This window comes from Aeromonas sp. A35_P (assembly GCF_002259925.1).
Lineage (GTDB): Bacteria > Pseudomonadota > Gammaproteobacteria > Enterobacterales > Aeromonadaceae > Aeromonas > Aeromonas dhakensis.
The window spans coordinates 14,411-33,992 of sequence record NZ_NEVB01000243.1; the positions used below are offsets into that span (position 1 = coordinate 14,411).

Genomic DNA, 19,582 nt, shown 5'->3' on the forward strand with positions numbered 1-19,582 from the left:
CATGGGATACACCAGAGAACACAGGTCAAGAGAGCAGCAGATGACCCAAGAGAAACAACCATCCGATGACCACCACCTGGATGAAGAGAGCACCCTGGGGAGACTCTACCGTCAGCTCAACCAGGTGGCCGCCTTGCGCGAGCAGATGCGTACCCACCCGCAGGATCAGCAAGACAGGGACGCATTGCGCCAATGGCAGGCCGACCGGCTGGGGCGCACACACCGCGATCTGCTGGAGAGCAAGCGCTACGGTCCGGCCGCGCAGTTTTTCCTGACCGACCTCTACGGGCCGGGGGATTGTGCCCGCCGCGATGCAGACGTGATGCGAGTGATGCCGACCGCCGAGCGGCTGTTGCCGGAGTCCGGTCTCAAGGTGCTGGCGCAGGCCATTGAACTCGATGCCCTCTCCGAGGAGCTCGACTACCTGATGGTGGTGGCGCTGCGTCGCAGTGGCAGCATGGCGCGACTGAACGCCAAGGCCTATGCCCTCGCCTATCAGGAGGTGGGTGAAGAAGCGCGCCGCCGTCATCAGTTGCAACTGGTCAACGAGCTGGGAATGACCCTGGACCGGCTGGCCAGGAAACCGCTGCTCGGGGCGACCTTGAAGCTGATATCGGGGCCGGCCCATCTGGCGGGGTTGGGCGAGCTCTTCTCTTTCGTCGAGCGGGGTTACCGGGTCTGTCACCACATGGGGCGGGCCAGCGAGTTTCTCGAGACCATCGCCAGCCGCGAGACGGCGATCATGCAGGCGCTGCTGACGGGCGATGACACAGTGCTGGATTGACCTTGGGAGTCATGCAGTCAAACATGACAAAGCGGGCCGAGTGGCCCGCTTTTTGTTTATCAGAGTGTGCCGATAGGCAAGCGGTCAGATCACCAGCAGATCCATGAAGGCATGTACCGGGGTAGCCGCCAGCTGCTTGCCATCCTGGCAGAGGGCCAGGATCGCCTCGGCCCGTCTGGCCGGGAAACGGGTGGCCAGGTTGTGGCGGAACTTCTCTACCAGCAGCGGGATCCCCTCCTCGCGGCGGCGACGATGACCGACCGGGTACTCCACCTCCACCTTGGCGGTGTGGGTCCCATCCTTGAAGAAGACCTGGATGGCGTTGGCAATGGAGCGCTTGTCCGCTTCCAGATACTCGCGGCTGTAGCGCTTGTCCTCCTGCACCACCATCTTGGCGCGCAGCCCATCGATGCGGGGATCGGCGGCCACGGCGTCCTCGTAATCCTCGGCGATGAGACGCCCGAAGATGAGCGGCACCGCCACCATGTACTGCAGGCAGTGATCCCGGTCGGCCGGGTTGTTGAGGGCGCCCACCTTGCTGATGATGCGAATGGCCGACTCATGGGTGGTGAGCTCGATGCGGTCAATTTCGTCGAGGCGTCCCTTCACCTGCTCGTGCAGCTTCATGGCGCACTCCACCGCGGTCTGGGCATGGAACTCGGCAGGATAGGAGATCTTGAACAGCACGTTCTCCATCACGTAGCTGCCGTACCCCTGATGCAGGGCGAACTGATTGCCCTTGAACAGCACGTCGTAGAAGCCCCACTTGGGAGCCGTCAGAGCGCCGGGATAGCCCATCTCGCCGCTCATGGTGATAAGGGCGAGGCGCACTGCGCGGGAGGTGGCATCCCCCGCCGCCCAGCTCTTGCGAGAACCGGCATTGGGGGCATGACGGTAGGTACGCAGGCTCTGGCCATCGACCCAGGCCTGGGAGACCGCATCGATCACCTGATCGCGGCTGCCACCCAGCATGTGGGTTACCACGGCGGTACTGGCAACCTTCACCAACACCACGTGATCGAGACCGACCCGGTTGAAGGAGTTCTCCAGTGCCAGCACCCCTTGGATCTCATGGGCCTTCACCATGGCCGTCAGCACATCGCTCATGGTGAGCGGCGCCTTGCCTTCGGCCACGCGGGTGCGCGACAGCCAGTCGGCGGTGGCCAGGATCCCGCCCAGGTTGTCGGAGGGGTGACCCCACTCGGCGGCTAGCCAGGTGTCGTTGTAATCGAGCCAGCGGATGATGGCACCGATATCCCAGGCTGCCTTGACCGGGTCGAGGCAGAGCTGGGTACCGGGCACCCGGGCACCGTGGGGTACCAGGGTACCGGGTACGATGGGACCAAGGTGCTTGGTGCACTCGGGAAAACGCAGGGCCAAGAGGCCGCAGCCCAGGGTATCCATCAGGCAGTAACGGGCGGTATCGAGGGCGGCCTGGCTGGTAATGGGGTGATTGCAGATGTAATCGGCAATATCGACCAGCACCTGATCGGGGTCTGGTCTGTGGTTGACGTCGACGTTGGCGGACATCGTGACTTCCTTATCGTTGTAGTGAATGAAACAGGGTGATGAAACGGCGCCCTGCCCGCCCGCCTGCGCACATCGAACCCGCTGTTGCCGGTGTCGGGTGACGCAATGGGGTGACAGGGCCGCCCATGGTTATCGTTGCTGCAGCGAGACGAAATGCCGGGGCGCCGGGCCGACGTAATCGGCGCTCGGGCGGATGATCCGGTTGTGTTCGCGCTGCTCCATCACGTGGGCGCACCAGCCGGTGACCCGCGAGCAGACGAAGATGGGGGTGAACAGCTTGGTCGGGATCCCCATGTAGTGATAGGCGCTGGCATGGAAGAAGTCGGCGTTCGGGAAGAGCTCTTTCTCCTCCCACATCACCTTCTCCGCCTCGCAGGAGACGCGATAGAGCCGGTCATCGCCCACCGCCTCGGCCAGCTTGGCCGACCACTCCTTGATGATGACGTTGCGCGGATCCGAGGTGCGATAGACGGCGTGGCCAAAGCCCATGATCTTCTCCTTGGCTGCCAGCTTGGCCTGCAGCTCGCGCCGCGCCTGGGCCTCATCCTGCCAGGGCTCGATCATCGCCATGGCGGCCTCGTTGGCGCCGCCATGCAGCGGGCCGCGCAGGGTGCCGATGGCCGCGGTGACGCAGGAGAACATGTCAGAGAGCGTCGAGGCGCAGACCCGCGCCGCAAAGGTGGAGGCGTTGAACTCATGCTCGGCGTAGAGAATGAGGGAGACGTGCATCACCCGGCGCTCCAGCTCGCTCGGTGCCTTCTGGTGCAGCAGTGCCAGGAAGTGGTCGCCGATGCACTCTTCGTTGGTGTCGAGGGCTATGCGCACCCCGTCGTGGCTGAACTTGTACCAGTAAAGGAGAATGCCCGGGAAGGCGGCCAGCAGCCGATCCGCAACCTCATGCTCGTGCTCGAAGCCGTCCTCCGGCTCCAGATCACCGAGCATGGAGCAGCCGGTGCGCAGCACATCCATGGGATGGGCGTCGGCAGGAATGCGCTCGAGCACTTCCAGCAAGGCGGCTGGCAGGGGGCGCAGGCTGCGCAGCGTCCGCTTGTAATCCTTGAGCTGCTGCTCGTCCGGCAGCTCGCCCTTGAGCAGCAGGTAGGCGACCTCTTCGAACTGGGCGCCATCGGCCAGCTCCTGGATGTCATAGCCGCGATAGGTGAGCCCGGTGCCGCTCTTGCCCACGGTGCAGATGCTGGTCTCCCCCGCGCTCTGGCCACGCAGGCCGGCGCCACCCAACGGTTTTTGCTGTCCCATTGCCTTTCCTCCTAGTCCCTGGATGTAAACAGACGGTCCAGCGTCTGCTCGTAGTGGTGATAACCGAGGAAGTCATAGAGCGACTCCCGGGTCTGCATGGTGTCGACGACGGCCCGTTGATGGCCATCCTGGCGAATGTGCTGATAGACGTTGAGGGCCGCCTGGTTGGCTGCCCGGCTGGCGCTCAAGGGATAGAGCACCATGTCAACGCCGTGGGCGGAGAGCGCCTCCTTGTCGAACAGCTCGGTTTTGCCGAACTCGGTCATGTTGGCGAGAATGGGCACCCCGGCCGCCTGCTTGAACAGGTCATACTGGCCGAGCTCGGTCACCGCCTCGGCGAAGATCATGTCTGCGCCGGCGGCCACATAGGCGGCGGCGCGCTCCAGCGCCGGGCCAATCCCCTCCACCGCCAGCGCGTCGGTGCGGGCCATGATGACGAACTCGTCGTTCTCCCTGGCATCCACCGCCGCCTTGATGCGATCACACATCTCCTCCTGCGAGACCACCGCCTTGTTGGGCCGGTGTCCACAGCGCTTCTGGGCCACCTGATCTTCCATGTGCACGGCGGCCACCCCGGCCCGCTCGAAGGCGCGCACGGTGCGGGCGATGTTGAAGGCCCCGCCCCAGCCGGTGTCGATGTCGACCAAAAGCGGCACACGGGTCGCCGCCGTGATGCGTTCGGCGTCGGTCAAGACGTCGTTCAGGCTGGTCATGCCAAGATCCGGCAGGCCATAGGAGGCGTTGGCCACGCCGGCGCCCGAGAGGTAAATGGCCTGAAAGCCGCTGCGCTCCGCCATCAGCGCCATGTAGGCATTGATGGTGCCGACGATCTGCAGGGGGCGTTCATTGGCGAGGGCGGTGCGAAAGCGCAGACCTGCCGAGGGGGTAAGGCTGGACATCATGACTCCTTTCACTTGTCTGGTCTGACTATCTAATATCACGTTTACGTTAACGTCAATCATACTTTCGTGGCAGACCCCTGCCAGGCAAGACAGGACGTGGCTTTTAGGGTAAATTTCACCAATTCCTTCAACAGGTTGAATCGTAATGTCGGATCCCAATCCCGTGATCGTCTGCCCGGCTTGCGACTTGCTGATCGAACGCAAGTTATTGCCGCTTGGGCGCCACGCTCACTGCCCCCGCTGTTATCAGCATCTGTACGGGCGCTACGCATTTCGCCCCTCCCAGCTGATGGCGCTGACCATCACCGGTTTCCTGTTGCTCCCGTCCGCCTTCTTCGAGCCGCTGATCTACCTGCGCCTGGCCGGTGTCAATTCGGACGCCAACCTGCTCAAGGGGATCCTGGTGCTGCTGCTCGAGCACGAGATCTGGGTGGCGGGGTTGGTGTTCTGGTGCGCCGTGCTGGCGCCGGTGGGTTTGCTGCTCGGGATCTTTGCGCTGGCCTCGGGCCTCGCCAAACGCTGGCACATACTGGCGCCAACCCTGCAGGCGGTGGAGGTGTTTCGCCACTGGGCCATGCTGGAGGTCTACATCGTCAGCCTGCTGGTTGCCCTGTTCAAGCTGGTCGACATCGCCGACGTGCGCCTCGGCGGCGGCCTGCTCAGCCTGGGGATCCTGATGCTGCTCAACCTGACGTTGCTGATCCTGTTTGACCCCGCCCCCTATTGGGAGCGGGTACCGCTGGAGGAGCCGGACCATGTCCCAGACCAGCGCCCGTGAACTGGGGCTCTGCCGCTGCCACACCTGCGGCCTGCTGGTGCGCTATCAGGCGGGCAGCGTCTGCCCCCGCTGCCACAGCCGGCTGCAGGTGCGTATCCCCCACTCCCTGGCCTGGTCCTGGGGCTTGCTGGCGCTGGCCAGCTTCATGCTGCTGCCCGCCAACCTGCTGCCCATCACCCACTTCTACAACAAGGGATTGTTGCAGTCCGACACCATCTTCAGCGGTATCATGATGCTCTATCGCAGCAAGATGTCGGGGATTGCCACCATAGTCCTCACCGCCAGCATCATAGTGCCGGTGGGCAAGATTTTGGGGCTGGGCTGGATCTGCTGGCAACTGCAGCGCAGCAAGCCGGTGCGGCGCAAACGCCAGCTCATCATGTACCGCATCATCGACTTCATCGGGCGCTGGTCCATGCTGGACCTGTTCGTCATCTCGCTGATGGTGGCCCTGGTGGATCGCGGGGTGTTGCTCAACGTGCGGGCCGGCCCCGGTGCCACCGCCTTTGCCGGCGTGGTGGTACTGACCATGATGTCGGCCCGCATGCTGGATACCCGCCTGCTGTGGGACAAGGCGGCCCGTTAGGGGCCACCATCGCATATGCCTGAAACTGTTTGTCTTTATCTGAACTGCTGTTTATCTCAGCCAATTAAGGAGTCGGTATGATCGGGGCTGAACCCGTCATTGAGAAGCGTCGCTGGTTGTCACCCGTCTGGTTGCTGCCCTTTATCGCCCTGTTGCTGGCGGGAGGCTTCATCTACCAGCAGTTTGTCAGCAGTGGCCAGCTTATTCGCATCAACTTCGCCCAGGGCAACGGTATCCTGCCGGGCAAGACCCAGGTGCGCTACCAGGGGGTCGCCATCGGGGTGGTGCAGGAGCTGGCGCTGGCCGAAGATGGCCGCAAGATAGCCGTGCTGGCCAAGATTGACAGCCGGGCCCGCCCGCTTATCCGTAAAGGTTCGGATTTCTGGCTGGTGAGCCCCAAGGCGTCGCTCACCGAGATCTCCGGCCTCGATACCCTGGTCTCCGGCAACTACATCAACCTGCAACCCGGGCGGGACAACAACCCGCCACAGGAGGAGTTCGACGCGCTGGACGGCCCTCCCCCCGGTTACCAGGCCCAGGGACGGATGCTGCACCTGACCGCCGATTCACTCGGCTCGGTCGGTATCGGCGCCAAGCTCTATTTTCGCGGCATCGAGGTGGGCAGCGTCATCAACACCCGCCTTGGCGAAGAGAACCAGAACGTGATCCTGGATCTGGTGATAGAGCCGCGTTTTGAGCACCTCATCAAGGCCGACACCCGCTTCTGGAACATCAGCGGCATCAAGGGCTCCTTCAGCCTGGCCGGGGTCAATGTGGAGGCCGGCAGCCTCACCTCCATCCTGAGCGGCGGCATCGCCTTCGACTCTCCCAAGGACTCCCCGGAGCCGGAGAAGGGCCAGGTCTTCACCCTCTACAAAGGGTTGGCCGAGGCGGCCCGCGGCGAGCGGATCGCCATCCAGGCCGGGGATCTGCCCATCAAGGAGGGGATGCCCATCCTGTTTGAAGGCATCGAGATCGGCCGCATCGACCCCATTCGCCTCACCGACAAGGGCCGGGTGGTGACCGCACTGATCAACCCGGAGCAGGCGTTTCGGATCACCGGCAACAGCCGTCTGGTGTGGGAGAGCGTCTCCCTCGGCGCTGGCGGCATCAAGCATGCGGATCGCCTGCTGGCGGGCCCGGCCATTCGCCTCGACTATGTGGCGGGCGAGCGGGTCAATGCCATGACCCTGAGCAGCAAGGAACAACCGGGCGGCATCAAGCTGGTGCTGCAGGCCGACGATCTGGCCGGCCTCAACGAAGGGGCGCCGCTCTGGTACAAGGGTTTGCAGGTGGGTCAGATCAGCCAGCTCACCCTGGATGGCAGTGGCAACGCCAGCGTGGCCCTGGTCGTGCAGAGCCAGTATCAGCATCTGCTCAACCGGGCCCGTTTCTATCGGGCGGCGCCACTGCAGATCGATGCCGACTTGAGCGGCATCAAGGTGGAAACCAGCCCGGCCAGCGCCTGGATTGGCGGCGGCATCAAGCTGGTGCAGGCCCCCGCTGGTGAGCGGGTCAACCGGCTCTATCCCAGCCAGGAGCTGGCCCTGCTCGGTACCCGGGATGCCAAGCCCCGTCGCTGGATCTTGAAGGCCGAACAGGCCGACGGCATCGGTATCGGCTCCCCGGTGCTTTATCTGGGGCTCGAGGCCGGCAAGGTCAACGCGCTGCGCGCCGCCAAGGAGGGGGTGGAGATCGAACTCGAGATCGCCGGTGTCTATGCTCCCCTGCTCGAGCAGCAGCCGCAATTCTGGAAAAAGCCGGCGCTGGATACCCGGGTGCGGGTGGATGGCGTACAGGTCAAGGTGGGGAACCTCGCCACCTTGCTGCGCGGCGCCATCGAATTCGATCGGCTCGGCACGGGTCGCAGCAGTCACCAGCTGTTTGACAGCAAAGAGCAGGCAAGGGCCAAGGTACGGACCCTCTCCCTGGTGGCCGACAGCAACCCGGGACTCGGGGTCGGCAGCCCGATCCGCTACCGCGGGGTCGACATCGGCAAGATTGAACAGATTGAGCTGGAGCCGACCCTGGGCCAGGTGATCTTCAAGGCCGAGCTGGATGGCCAGTATGCCGCGCGCTTCCTGCAGTCCGGTGCCCGCTTCACCCTGGTGCAAGCCAAGCTTGGGCTGGGCGGCGTGGCTCACCTCGACACCCTGATCAAGGGCGCCTTTGTGGAGGCGCTGCCAGGCCAAGGGGCGGGCAAGGAGCGCTTCCCCCTCAGCCAGAGCGGCCCGGCCGGCCTGGCGCTCACCCTCAAGAGCGCATCGGTCAACGGTTTGAGCGTCGGCAGTCCATTGCTGTTTCGCAAGATGGTGGTGGGCAGCGTGACCAAGGTAGCGCTGGCCCGCGATGGCAGCGAGGTGCTGATCGACGTCAACGTGGAGCAGGAGTACGCCCATCTGGTGCGGGCCAACTCCCGCTTCTGGAACGTCTCCGGGGTCAAGGCGGATATCGGCCTGACCGGTGGCACCATCGAGGTAGAGACGGTGCAGAGCCTGCTCGCCGGCGGCATCGCCTTCAACACCCCGGAGAAAGAGATGGGGCCGACCGTCAAGGCCGGCCACAGCTACCCGCTGCATGCCAAGGCCGAGAAAGAGTGGCAGGAGTGGAGCCCCCGCATCCAGCCCTGATCTCTCCCCTCACCCACGCACACTCAAGCCCGGCACGCTGCCGGGCTTGTTTTTAGTTGCCGCGTTTTCAGAAAATTCCTGCCCTTGTGATAAGATGTCGCCCCTCTTTTTCGGTCAACGAGACGGCACCGTGCACGACAACACCTATCTTCCCGATCACTTCTTGCGCCATATCGCTGCCATCATGCCGGCGCACCTCTCCATGGATGAGTTCGTGGCCAGTTGTCGACGACCGCTGCGGCGCAGCATCCGGGTCAATACCCTGAAGATATCGGTGGCGGCGTTTGTGGCGCGGATGCAACCGCTCGGTTGGCAGCTCGATCCCGTGCCCTGGTGCGACACCGGCTTCTGGCTCAGTCGCGAAGACGAGAGCGTGCCCCTTGGCAACACCGCCGAGCATTTAAGTGGCCTCTTCTACATTCAGGAGGCGAGCTCCATGCTGCCGGTCACCGCCCTGTTTGCCTGTGAGCAGACCCGGCGTGACGGCATGTTGCTGGACGCGGCGGCGGCCCCCGGCTCCAAAACCACCCAGATTGCGGCCCTGATGGAGAACCAGGGCATGCTGGTTGCCAACGAGTACTCCAGCAGCCGGCTCAAGGTGCTCAGCGCCAATCTGCAGCGCTGCGGCGTGACCAACGTGGGCATGACCCATTTCGATGCCAAGGTCTTCGGCCAGTGGTTGCCGGAAACCTTCGATGCCATCCTGCTGGACGCCCCCTGCTCCGGCGAGGGCACGGTGCGCAAGGACGAAGACGCCCTGCGCAACTGGAGCATCGAGAGCATTGACGAAATCGCCGCCGTGCAGCAAGGGTTGCTGGAGAGTGCCTTCCATGCCCTCAAACCGGGCGGCGTACTGGTCTACTCCACCTGTACCTTGAGCCTGCAGGAGAACCAGGCCGTCTGTCAGTCACTGCAAGACAAGTTCGGCGATGCCTTCAGCTTTGACTCGCTGGCCGATCTTTTCCCCGCTGCAGAGCAGGCCTGTACACCAGATGGATACCTGCACGTTTGGCCCCAGATCTTCGACAGTGAAGGCTTTTTCGTCGCCAGATTGCGCAAGCACCACTCAGTGCCCAACACCATGTTCAAACCGGGCAAACTCGGCAAATTCCCCTTCTCGCCGCTGCCGGCCAAGGAGTCCGAACCCATGCTGCGCGAGATTGAAGCCGCTTTCGGGGTGGTGCCGCAGGGAAATCTGTTTGGCCGCAGCGAGGAGATCTGGCTCTTCCCGCAGCTGTTCGAACAGGTACAGGGCAAGCTGCGCTTTGATCGCATCGGGCTGAAACTGGCGGAGACCTTCAAGAAAGGGTATCGGCTGACCCATGAGTGGGCACTGGCCTATGGCGATGGTGCGAGCAAGGGATTCGTCGAGCTTGGCATCGCTGATGCGCGGGAGTTCATGATGGGGCGGGATGTGTGGCCGGAGCAAGCCGCCGGCACTGGCGAGGTGATCGTCCGCTATCAGGGTCATACCCTGGGCATGGGGAAATGGGTGGGCAGCCGGGTCAAGAATGCCCTGCCCCGCGAGCTGGTGCGCGACAACAATCTGTTCGTGTAGCAAGTTGTACCGGAGCAGGAAAACCCACACTCCGGTTGAACCTTTGCGCGGATCTTGAAAAGCCTTGAGCCTTGTCTAAGCTTAAAGGCAATCCGAACACCAGTTAGCGCACGGCTCTGCAAGGAGCCAATTCCCCTATGCCAGGTACAAGGAATTCGTACCTGGCTTTTTTTATGTCCCTGTTTCTCTATCTCTGCCTCAATTGCTGGCGCGTTTACTCGAGCATCTCCGCCGGCGCTTGTGCATCGATCTGTGCTTTATCCTGTTTTTGCTCATGCTGCAGCTCTTGCTGATAGAGCAGATCGATCGCCTGTTCGATGAGGGATGCCTGGCTGTCTTCGAGTAACTGTCCCAACATGGCCAGCCGCTCGGCATGACGATTGCTGATCCAGCATTGCAACCGGCTGTGAGTTTCCTGTTTGCGTTTCACGTGCTGGCGCTGCCGTTCGGCGTTGTCTTGCGCCCCGCTCACTTCTATTTCCTGGCTCATATCTACCTTGCAACTTTGATTTTTACAGTCCGTTATCTCTCACCAAGTCTTCAATATTCGCTGACCAACACCGAAGAGCCTGACTCTCCCCTTCTTGATGGGGTGAGGTCCAGTGCGCTGCAAATATATCATTGGATCAACAAGATATCATTTAACATAAAAAAGCGAGTGACGCGGTTATATTACAGCAGACCATCCAGGGCGTGATCCGAGAACTTGTGAGCGTCGTCGAAATACTCCTGCAAGGTACGGATGTCCTTGTGGCGGGTGACCTCGATGATCTTTTTCATCGGTTTGCCTGCGGTCACCGCCGACGTGATGAAGCCGCGGCGCAGACTGTGGCCGCTGACCTGGAGATCATCGATGGCCTGACCGGTACGGCGCTTTATCATCAGGTTGATGCCTTGCGGACCGAGCGGTTCCTGGGTGAGCTGGCCCCAGCGATTCATGCGGCGAAACAGGGCCCCCTCATTGATCCGGCTCTGTTTGAGCCAGCGCGCCAGTGCCGACACCGGGCAATATTGCTTGCCTGGCACCAGGGCGATCTCCGTTTCATGCAGCTGATGCTTGCTCGGCTTGAGCCGAAGACGGATCCCCTGCCCCACAAAGTCGAGATCATTCACTTCAATCCTTGCGGCCTCCGAGCGGCGCAAGGCACCGCTGAACATCAGCAACAACAGGGTGTAATCCCGGAGTCCCGCCAGATTGCCGGTGTCGATTTCGTCGAGCACACAGGCCAGCGGTTGCAGGGTCAGCGCCCCCGTCTTGCGCTTGCGGTTGTCACCGAGCCGCACTATGCCCCGCATCATCTCCTTTATCTCCGCATGCTCGGTCGGCATGGGGTGGATCCCCTTCTGCTTGAAGGCATAACGGATGCCGGCGAGCCGTCTTACCAGGGTGGCCGGTTTGCGGGGATCGCCGTTGCGCAGCTCCCCTTTCCCCTCTTCCTTGTCCAGCCAGACCCAGTCAGCCAGGATGCCGTCAGCCTGATCCGCCAGAAAGTTCATGATGTCATGATGGGTGGTTTGCAGCGGATCGAGCCCATGCAGCTGACACCAGAACACGAAGATACGGGTATCGGCCTGGTAGGCATTGAGGGTGGAGTCGGCTTTGGCGCTGCGCAGGAAGCGTCTGGCCCGGCTGTTCAGCTGAGGATCGAAGACGCTCTGCAAGGGCTGCTGAACTGGGTTTGAAATGCGTGGGTAGTTCACTTAACTCTATGATTTAATGCGGAGTTTCGTTGGATCTTACAGGATCTTGCAGATCTATCAAGTATCGATAATATTCATTATCGATACTTATGAAGAGTGCTTTTAGCCTATTTCAGCCTCCTCATTTATTCCTCAGCTCCCTCTGATTCCTGCTCCGTTTTATCAGGGTTGGGGACTTGATCTCATCAGCATCCACCAAACCAAGTGAGAGATAACGATCTGCCATGATCGTTTTGGGATGGGTCATGATAGTGCCGATTGGCATAGTAAAACGCCCCGCTATGCGGGGCGTTGTTTGTTTTATCGCTTTGCCAACTTGAACAATTCAAAGAAGTTGTGACTGGTCGCTTGGGCCAACTCGGCCAGCGGCATTTGCCGCAGATCCGCGATGAACTGGGCCACGTCGCGCACGAAGGCCGGCTCGTTCTCCCTGCCCCGGTGCGGAACCGGTGCCAGATAGGGAGAGTCGGTTTCAACCAGCAGTCGTTCCAGCGGCAACGCCTTGACCACCGCCTGCAGAGCAGCCGCATTCTTGAAAGTGGCGATGCCGGAGATGGAGATATAAAAGCCCATCGCCATGGCCGCCTCTGCCATTTCGCGTGACTCGGTGAAACAGTGCAGCACACCGCCGACCTGATCTGCCCCCTCCTCGCGCATGATCTGCAGGGTATCCTGCTGGGCATCGCGGGTATGGATGATGAGGGGCTTGTTCAGGGCGCGGGCCACCCGGATATGCTCCCGGAAGGAAGCCTGCTGTACTTCCTTGTTCTCCGGCGAATAGAAGTAGTCGAGCCCGGTTTCACCGATGGCCACCACTCGCTCATTCGCCGCCTGGGCCAACAGCAAATCGGCATCGACGCCGGGTTCCTGGTTGAGAGGATGCACGCCGCAGGAGGCAAACACCTGAGGGTAAGGGGCGATCGCCTCCAGCATGGTCGGGAACTGTGCCTGGGTCACGCTCACACAGAGAAAATATCCCACGTCCTGCCTCGCCGCCTTGGCCAGCACATCGGCCATGTCGCTCTGCTTGCTGCCATAGCTCAGACGATCGAGGTGGCAATGGGAATCAACGAGTAACATACAAAACCTTTTGGGATCTATAACCAGCGAGTGAGCCAGTTCATCAAATGGATGGTGGGGTTGGAGAGCTGCCCGGGCTGGCAGGCCGCCTTGAGCCCAACTAGCTGCTGCTCCGCCTCCAGCAGCTTTTCACTGGAGTGACGCTCCCCCAGTTGTTGACTGAGCGCGGCCAGATCCGGCATGGCCAGCTGGTGATGGCCACAGCCGGCCTGCGTCTTGAGCGCATCGCACAAGAACAGCTGCACCCAGTGCAGTCTGACCTGGGTATCGCTCGCCAGCAGGCTGCACACATGGTTGGTCCGGGTGGGCGTTTGCGAAAGGGCGAGAAAACTCTCAAGCAAATCACGGCGATCCGTGTCCTGCTGCTGCATCAAGTAATCCAGCACTCGCAGCGGAGCCCCCTGGCAGATCCGCACCTGAGCCTGGGTGGCCTGATGACCCTGCTCGGCGAGCCAGGCCAGGGTCTCCCCTTCCGCCGGCAACTGGCACACGTGCTTGTGGCAACGGCTGAGAATGGTGGGCAGCAGGCGGGAAACCTGGGAGGCGATCAGCAGCAGCAAGCTGTCGCCAGCCGGCTCCTCCAGGGTTTTCAGCAGGGCGTTGGCGGCCGATTCGGTCATGCGCTCCGCATCCGGGATGATCACCACCTTGCCGCGGCCAAGCTGGGCCGAGTTTTGCAGGCGTGCACAGATCTCGCGGATGGCCTCGACCCCTATGGTCTTGCCCTCAGTGGTGAGGGTGCCCAGATCCGGGTGATGACCCTTCTCAAACAGTTGGCAGGAGTGGCAATGGCCACAGGGCTCGCCCCGATCAGGCTGATGGCAGAGGTGCAGGCGGGCCAGCTGCTGTGCAAGTTGCTCCTTGCCAAGACCGGGATCACCCAGCAGCAGCCAGGCGTGACCGAGCCGGCCGGCGGCGGCAGTCTGGCTCAACGCCCGCCAGTCCGGGATCAACCAGGGATACATGAGGGCTCGTCTTTCAGGTAGTGGGCCAAGGCAGCCTCGATGGCCGCCTTGACCTGCTCCGGCGCTTGGCCGGCGTCGATCACCTTGATTGACTCATCGGCGGCAGCCAATTCCAGATAGCGCTGGCGGGTACGCTCGAAGAAGCTGAGCTGCTCAAGCTCGATCCGGTCCAGTTCGCCGCGATGACGTGCCCGCTGCAGGCCGATGGCGGGATCGATGTCGAGATAGAGGGTCAGATCCGGCTTGAAGTCACCGAGCACGGCCCGCTTGATGGCACCGATGAGGTTGGCATCGATGCCACGGCCACCACCCTGGTAAGCCTGGGAGGAGAGATCGTGGCGATCGCCCACCACCCAGACGCCGTCAGCCAGCGCCGGCTTGATGCGCGTCTCGACCAGTTGCACCCGGGAGGCGTACATCAGCAGCAATTCGGCTTCGATGGTGAGCCGCTCGTCGTGCACCTCCTTGACGATGGCCCGCATCCGCTCCGCCAGCGGCGTGCCGCCCGGTTCACGGGTACACTCGATCCGCGCCACCCCGTGGCCATGCAGATAGTCGGTCACGTAGCGCACCGCGGAGCTCTTCCCCGCGCCTTCCAGTCCTTCAATCACGATAAATTTAGACATTAGGGTTTCTTCAAAATGTATTCACGCACCGCCCGATTGTGTTCATCGAGGGTCTTGGAAAAATAGTGGGCCCCGCCCCCCTTGGCGACGAAATAGAGATAGTCGGTCGACAGGGGATTGAGCGCCGCTTCGATGGAGGCCTTGCCAGGCATGGCGATGGGAGTGGGCGGCAAGCCGTCGATCACATAGGTGTTGTAGGGGTTCACGTCGGTCAGGTCGCTGCGGCGGATGTTGCCGTCATACCTGTCCTTCACTCCATAGATGACGGTGGGATCAGTCTGCAGCTTCATGCCAAGGCGCAGACGATTGACGAACACCGAGGCGATCCGCGCCCGCTCTTCCGGCATCCCCGTCTCTTTTTCGATGATCGAGGCCATGATCAGCGCCTCGTAGGGAGTCTTGTAGGGCAGATTGGCCTGACGCTTCTCCCAGCTCTGCTGCAGGAAAGTTTCCATGTCCTGATGGGCACGGCGCAAAATGGAGAGATCGCTGGCATGAGTGGTATAGGCGTAGGTCTCCGGCAGGAACCACCCTTCCAGCTTGCCGTTTTCGATGCCAAGCTCCTGAGCCAGATCGGTCTCGGGCAACTCGACTGTCAGCCGCTCCAGATAAGGGGCGCTGGCCAGCTGTTTCAACCAATCCTCGAAACGGGAACCTTCGACGAAGGTCAGGCTGAAGTGAAACTCCTTGCCGGAAGCAAACAGGGAGAGGGTATCCTTGAGCGGTGCCCCTTCCTTGATCTCATAGGTACCGGACTTGATGGCAACCAGCTCAGGGTGACCGCGCAGCCAGAGCCGCACCGCCCAGGGGCTGGTTTCTCCCTCCCCCAGTTCGGCGATCAGACGCGCCGCATGGGCCCCCTTCTCGACGGTAAAGAGACGGGTCGGTCCCTTGTTGGTGAGCGTCTCCACCTGTTGCCACTTGTAATGTACATAGCCCCCGGCAGCGGCGACAGTCAGCGCCGCGCCCGCGAGCAGGGTGTAAAGCCGATTAAACTTCAATGACCAAACGCTCCTGTAAACGGCGGATCAATTCCTGACTGGCATATTGGGTCTCCCCGATGCCGGTGACCGGCACTATGCCCATCAGGGTATTGCTCAGCCATACCTCTTCGGCCTGCCACAGTGACTCCAGCGGAGCCTCCACGACACGCAGTTCAATGCTCATCTGTTTTAGCATTGCCATCACATGGCGCCGCATGATGCCGTCTATGCCGCAGTGGGAGAGATCCGGTGTAAACACCGTTCTGCCACGGCGCCAAAACAGATTGGCACTGACCCCTTCTACCAGAAATCCCCGACTGTTCAAGACTATACCTTCGACCCCGGAACGGGCCGCAAGTTCGCTTTTCAGCAGCACCTGCTCCAGCCGGTTGAGGGTCTTGAGGCCTGCCAGCATGGGGGCATCCCCCAACCGCTGCCGGCATACCAAGAGTGGAATGCCATCTTGCTGCCATGTCGGGTAGTGAGCCGGGTAAGCGGCCAGCGACAGGATCCGGGTCGGTGCATGGCAGGCAGTTCCATCATAGCCCCGGCCACCGCTGCCGCGGGTCAGCATCACCTTGATCACCGCCAGCGCTTGATCGCGGGCCAATTGGGCCACTTCATCGCCAAGTAGTTGCCAGTCCAGCTCGGCAAGGCCGAGTCTGGCGCTCGCTTGTTGCAACCTTGTCAGGTGTGCCGGCCACCAGACGGGTCGGCCATCCTTGACCAACAGGGTGGTGAAATGACCATCCCCATAGGCCAGACCACGATCCATGGCGGACACGCTGTCTGTCGGTATTCCATTGATCAGCAAAAGGATCCCTCCGATAAAAAAGGCCCGATACTGACGTATCGGGCCCATACTATCCGCCCAGGGCGAATTATACGCGTTTGAAGATCAGTGAGCCATTAGTGCCGCCAAAACCGAAGGAATTGGAGAGGGCATATTCGAAGTTGCCGGCCTTGGCAACATGAGGCACCAGATCCAGGTCGCACTCATCATCTGGGTTGTCCAGGTTGATGGTGGGCGGCGCCATCTGATCGCGCAGCGCCAGTACCGTGATGATCGCCTCGATGGCGCCGGCGGCACCCAGCAGGTGACCGGTCATCGATTTGGTGGAGCTGACCATCAAGGATTTGGCATGTTCGCCAAATACGGCCTTCATGCCGCGCAGCTCTGCGACGTCACCCAGCGGGGTGGAGGTGCCGTGAGCATTGATGTATCCCACCTGCTCGGGGGCGATGCCGGCATCCTTGATGGCATTTTGCATGGCGCGGGCGCCACCGTTGCCGTCAGCGGGAGGGGCCGTCATGTGGTAGGCATCACCGCTCATGCCAAAGCCGACCAGCTCGGCATAAATCTTGGCGCCGCGGGCCTTGGCGTGTTCGTACTCTTCCAGCACCAGCACCCCGGCGCCATCCCCCAGTACGAAACCGTCGCGATCTTTATCCCACGGACGACTGGCCTTGGTGGGCTCGTCGTTGCGGTTGGAGAGCGCCTTGGCGGCGGCAAAGCCGCCCATCCCCATCGGGGTGGAGGCTTTCTCGGCGCCGCCGGCGACCATCACGTCCGCATCGCCGTAGGCGATCATGCGGCCGGCCATGCCGATGGCATGGGTGCCTGTGGTACAGGCAGTGGTGACGGCGATGTTCGGGCCCTGCAGGCCTCTCATGATGGAGAGATGACCGGACACCATATTGATGATGGTGGACGGCACGAAGAAGGGGCTCAGCTTGCGGGGACCGCCGTTGACCAGACTGCTGTGGTTCTGTTCAATCAGACCCAGACCACCGATGCCGGAACCGATCGCCACACCGACGCGCTCGGAATTCTCCTCGTTAATGACGAGACCGGCATCATCCAGCGCCTGCACGCCTGCGGCGATGCCGTACTGGATGAAGAGATCCATCTTGCGAGCTTCTTTGCGGTTGATACCGTACTGCTCGGGATCGAAATCCTTGACCTGGCCTGCAAAGCGGGTCGCAAACTCGCTGGCGTCAAAGTGTTCGATGGGAGAAATGCCACTCTGCCCGTTGAGCAGGGCTTGCCAGCTGGATTCGGCAGTGTTGCCTACCGGGGAAAGCATCCCCAAGCCGGTCACCACGACTCTGCGTTTTGACACTGAGGTAGTCTCCGAGAGGTGTTTTGAAAAGGAGTAAACATAAAAGAAGCGGCCCTTGGGCCGCTTCTTTCAGAACAGGAACTTATTCCTGATTAGCGGTGATGTAGTCGATAGCCGCTTGAACAGTGGTGATCTTCTCGGCTTCTTCATCAGGAATTTCGGTATCGAATTCTTCTTCCAGCGCCATTACCAGTTCAACGGTATCCAAAGAGTCAGCGCCCAGGTCGTCGACGAAGGAGGCAGCGTTCTTAACGTCTTCTTCTTTAACACCCAGTTGTTCGATGATGATTTTCTTTACGCGTTCTTCGATGTTGCTCATGACCTGAATTTTCCTTTAAAAATACGCTATTGCGTCTGGTTGGGGTAGTTTATTCAATTGACGTGAGTTTGCAAGTAGCTTGCCACTGGTCAAACCACGAAATTCGCCAAACTTCGGCGTACTATCGCAAATTTGAACAGATCTCACGACAAATTGATTACACCATGTACATCCCGCCATTAACATGCAGGGTTTCGCCAGTGATGTAGGCGGCATCATCCGATGCCAAGAATACCACAGCAGCGGCAATTTCTTTTGGATCGCCCAGACGAGCGGCAGGTACCTGGCTCATGATGCCGGCACGCTGCTCTTCATTGAGCGCCTTGGTCATATCGGTCTCGATGAAACCGGGGGCTACCGCGTTCACGGTAATGCCGCGGGAGGCCACTTCACGGGCCAGCGACTTGGTGAACCCCACCAGGCCAGCCTTGGCAGCCGCGTAGTTGACTTGACCGGCGTTGCCCATGGTGCCGACCACGGAGCCGATGCTGATGATGCGGCCATTGCGCTTCTTCATCATGGCGCGCAGCACCGGCTTGCTCAGACGGTACAGGGAGGTGAGGTTGGTGTCGATGATCTCGTTCCACTCATCATCCTTCATCCGCATCAACAGGTTGTCACGGGTGATCCCGGCGTTGTTGATCAGGATGTCGATGTCGCCAAAACGCGCCTTGATGGCGGCAAAGACGGCTTCGATGGATTCCTGGCTGGTCACGTTCAGAGCCATGCCGCAACCTTGTTCACCCAGATAGGCGCTGATTGCCTCGGCGCCGCTCTCGCTGGTCGCCGTGCCGACTACCTTGGCGCCACGGGCCGCAAAAGTTTCAGCAATCGCACGGCCGATGCCACGACTGGCACCGGTCACCAACACAACCTTATCGGTAAAGCTCATTCATTGCTCCTGTTTACTTGATCTGGGCCAGCGCCTGCTCGAAAGAGGCGGCATCGTTGGCATGAATACCTTCCACGCGCTTGTCGATGCGCTTGGCGAGCCCGGTCAATACCTTGCCCGGTCCCATTTCGATCTCGAGGGTGACCCCCTCATTGGCCATCCGCTCGACAGTCTCGGTCCAACGAACCGGGCTGAACAGTTGACGCACCAATGCCTGCTTGATGGCGGCCGGATCCTGCTCACAGGACACGTCGACATTATTGATGACGGCGATGGCAGGAACCTTGATCTCGATCCCGTCCAGCGCAGCTGCCAGTTTCTCGGCAGCAGGTTTCATCAGCGCGCAGTGGGAGGGCACGGAGACCGGCAGCGGCAGCGCACGCTTGGCACCGGATTCTTTCATCAGCACGTTGGCGCGCTCGACGGCCTCTTTGTGACCAGCGATGACCACCTGGCCCGGGGAGTTGAAGTTGACCGGAGAGACCACCTGCCCTTCAGCCGCTTTCTCGCAGTTGGCGGCAATGGCGTCGTTGTCCAGGCCGATGATGGCGGCCATGGCACCGGTGCCTTCCGGCACGGCTTCCTGCATGGCCAGACCACGCAGCTCAACCAGTTTGACCGCATCGGTAAAGGCCAGCGCGCCGCTGCAGACCAGGGCGGAATACTCACCCAGACTGTGGCCTGCCATCACTGCGGGGGTTGCCCCACCCTGCTGTTGCCACAAGCGCCACAGAGCGACAGAAGCGGTCAGCAGCGCAGGCTGGGTGCGCCAGGTCTTGTTCAGCTCTTCGGCCGGACCTTCCATGACCAGGGCAAACAGGTCATAACCCAGCACCTGGCTCGCCTCGGCGAAGGTCTCCTTGATCAC

General features: G+C 61.4%; 19 protein-coding genes. 5 read left to right on the forward strand and 14 right to left on the reverse strand.

Translation table 11 applies throughout. The annotated features are described in order from the left end of the window. The first annotated feature begins 40 nt into the window (after positions 1-40). Positions 41-784, forward strand: a complete 744-nt coding sequence (locus CAK78_RS20035; RefSeq protein WP_094698452.1) for an FFLEELY motif protein — start codon at positions 41-43, stop codon at positions 782-784. 84 nt (positions 785-868) lie between these two features. Here the strand turns inward: CAK78_RS20035 and CAK78_RS20040 are convergent, their stop codons facing one another. The 3 genes from CAK78_RS20040 to prpB form a co-directional block, all read right to left on the reverse strand. Next, positions 869-2,314 (reverse strand): bifunctional 2-methylcitrate dehydratase/aconitate hydratase, encoded by a 1,446-nt coding sequence (locus CAK78_RS20040; RefSeq protein WP_094698453.1) that lies wholly within the window; start codon positions 2,312-2,314, stop codon positions 869-871. Between the two features lie 129 nt (positions 2,315-2,443). Further along, entirely contained in the window at positions 2,444-3,571 is a 1,128-nt protein-coding gene (gene prpC, locus CAK78_RS20045) for a bifunctional 2-methylcitrate synthase/citrate synthase (protein ID WP_094698454.1), read from the reverse strand. Positions 3,572-3,582: 11 nt separating this feature from the next. Further along, complete coding sequence (gene prpB, locus CAK78_RS20050; RefSeq protein WP_094698455.1) at positions 3,583-4,470, reverse strand: methylisocitrate lyase; 888 nt, start codon at positions 4,468-4,470, stop codon at positions 3,583-3,585. A gap of 148 nt (positions 4,471-4,618) precedes the next feature. On the opposite strand from prpB, the gene CAK78_RS20055 reads away from it, so the two are divergent. From CAK78_RS20055 to rsmF, 4 genes are all read left to right on the forward strand, one after another. After that, positions 4,619-5,251 carry a paraquat-inducible protein A gene (locus CAK78_RS20055; protein WP_094698456.1) on the forward strand — a complete coding sequence of 211 codons (633 nt, stop codon included), beginning with the start codon at positions 4,619-4,621 and terminating at the stop codon, positions 5,249-5,251. Continuing rightward, positions 5,229-5,837, forward strand: a complete 609-nt coding sequence (locus CAK78_RS20060) for a paraquat-inducible protein A (protein ID WP_010633988.1) — start codon at positions 5,229-5,231, stop codon at positions 5,835-5,837. The genes CAK78_RS20055 and CAK78_RS20060 overlap by 23 nt, the downstream gene beginning before the upstream one ends. A 77-nt stretch (positions 5,838-5,914) precedes the next feature. Beyond that, entirely contained in the window at positions 5,915-8,467 is a 2,553-nt protein-coding gene (locus CAK78_RS20065; protein ID WP_094698457.1) for an MlaD family protein, read from the forward strand. A 130-nt stretch (positions 8,468-8,597) separates the two neighbouring features. Continuing rightward, the gene (gene rsmF, locus CAK78_RS20070; RefSeq protein WP_176452870.1) at positions 8,598-10,025 is read left to right on the forward strand and encodes a 16S rRNA (cytosine(1407)-C(5))-methyltransferase RsmF; all 1,428 of its coding nucleotides are present in this window, start codon (positions 8,598-8,600) and stop codon (positions 10,023-10,025) included. A gap of 214 nt (positions 10,026-10,239) precedes the next feature. On the opposite strand, the gene CAK78_RS20075 is transcribed toward rsmF, so the two are convergent. From CAK78_RS20075 to fabD, 11 genes are all read right to left on the reverse strand, one after another. Next, on the reverse strand, positions 10,240-10,515 hold the full coding sequence (locus CAK78_RS20075) for a RepB family protein (RefSeq protein WP_010633985.1): 276 nt from the start codon (positions 10,513-10,515) through the stop codon (positions 10,240-10,242). Between the two features lie 182 nt (positions 10,516-10,697). Beyond that, positions 10,698-11,726, reverse strand: a complete 1,029-nt coding sequence (locus CAK78_RS20080) for a site-specific integrase (protein ID WP_094698459.1) — start codon at positions 11,724-11,726, stop codon at positions 10,698-10,700. 300 nt (positions 11,727-12,026) lie between these two features. Beyond that, positions 12,027-12,806 carry a TatD family hydrolase gene (locus tag CAK78_RS20085; protein ID WP_094698460.1) on the reverse strand — a complete coding sequence of 260 codons (780 nt, stop codon included), beginning with the start codon at positions 12,804-12,806 and terminating at the stop codon, positions 12,027-12,029. Between the two features lie 17 nt (positions 12,807-12,823). After that, positions 12,824-13,771, reverse strand: a complete 948-nt coding sequence (holB, locus tag CAK78_RS20090; protein ID WP_094698461.1) for a DNA polymerase III subunit delta' — start codon at positions 13,769-13,771, stop codon at positions 12,824-12,826. Then, positions 13,756-14,397: a dTMP kinase gene (gene tmk, locus CAK78_RS20095; RefSeq protein WP_016350714.1), complete on the reverse strand. Its 642-nt coding sequence runs from the start codon at positions 14,395-14,397 to the stop codon at positions 13,756-13,758. Before tmk ends, holB begins: the two co-directional genes overlap by 16 nt. Beyond that, positions 14,397-15,398 (reverse strand): endolytic transglycosylase MltG, encoded by a 1,002-nt coding sequence (gene mltG, locus CAK78_RS20100; RefSeq protein WP_005300892.1) that lies wholly within the window; start codon positions 15,396-15,398, stop codon positions 14,397-14,399. The genes tmk and mltG overlap by 1 nt, the downstream gene beginning before the upstream one ends. Further along, complete coding sequence (pabC, locus tag CAK78_RS20105) at positions 15,388-16,242, reverse strand: aminodeoxychorismate lyase (RefSeq protein WP_094698462.1); 855 nt, start codon at positions 16,240-16,242, stop codon at positions 15,388-15,390. The genes mltG and pabC overlap by 11 nt, the downstream gene beginning before the upstream one ends. Before the next feature lie 19 nt (positions 16,243-16,261). Beyond that, a complete protein-coding gene (fabF, locus tag CAK78_RS20110; RefSeq protein WP_094698463.1) occupies positions 16,262-17,503 on the reverse strand; it encodes a beta-ketoacyl-ACP synthase II in 1,242 nt (413 codons plus the stop codon). Positions 17,504-17,585: 82 nt separating this feature from the next. Then, entirely contained in the window at positions 17,586-17,822 is a 237-nt protein-coding gene (gene acpP / locus CAK78_RS20115; protein WP_005300909.1) for an acyl carrier protein, read from the reverse strand. 157 nt (positions 17,823-17,979) lie between these two features. Further along, on the reverse strand, positions 17,980-18,714 hold the full coding sequence (gene fabG / locus CAK78_RS20120; protein WP_005300916.1) for a 3-oxoacyl-ACP reductase FabG: 735 nt from the start codon (positions 18,712-18,714) through the stop codon (positions 17,980-17,982). 13 nt (positions 18,715-18,727) lie between these two features. Next, positions 18,728-19,582, reverse strand: an 855-nt coding sequence (gene fabD, locus CAK78_RS20125; protein ID WP_094698464.1) for an ACP S-malonyltransferase, incomplete at its 5' end; no start/stop codon positions are given.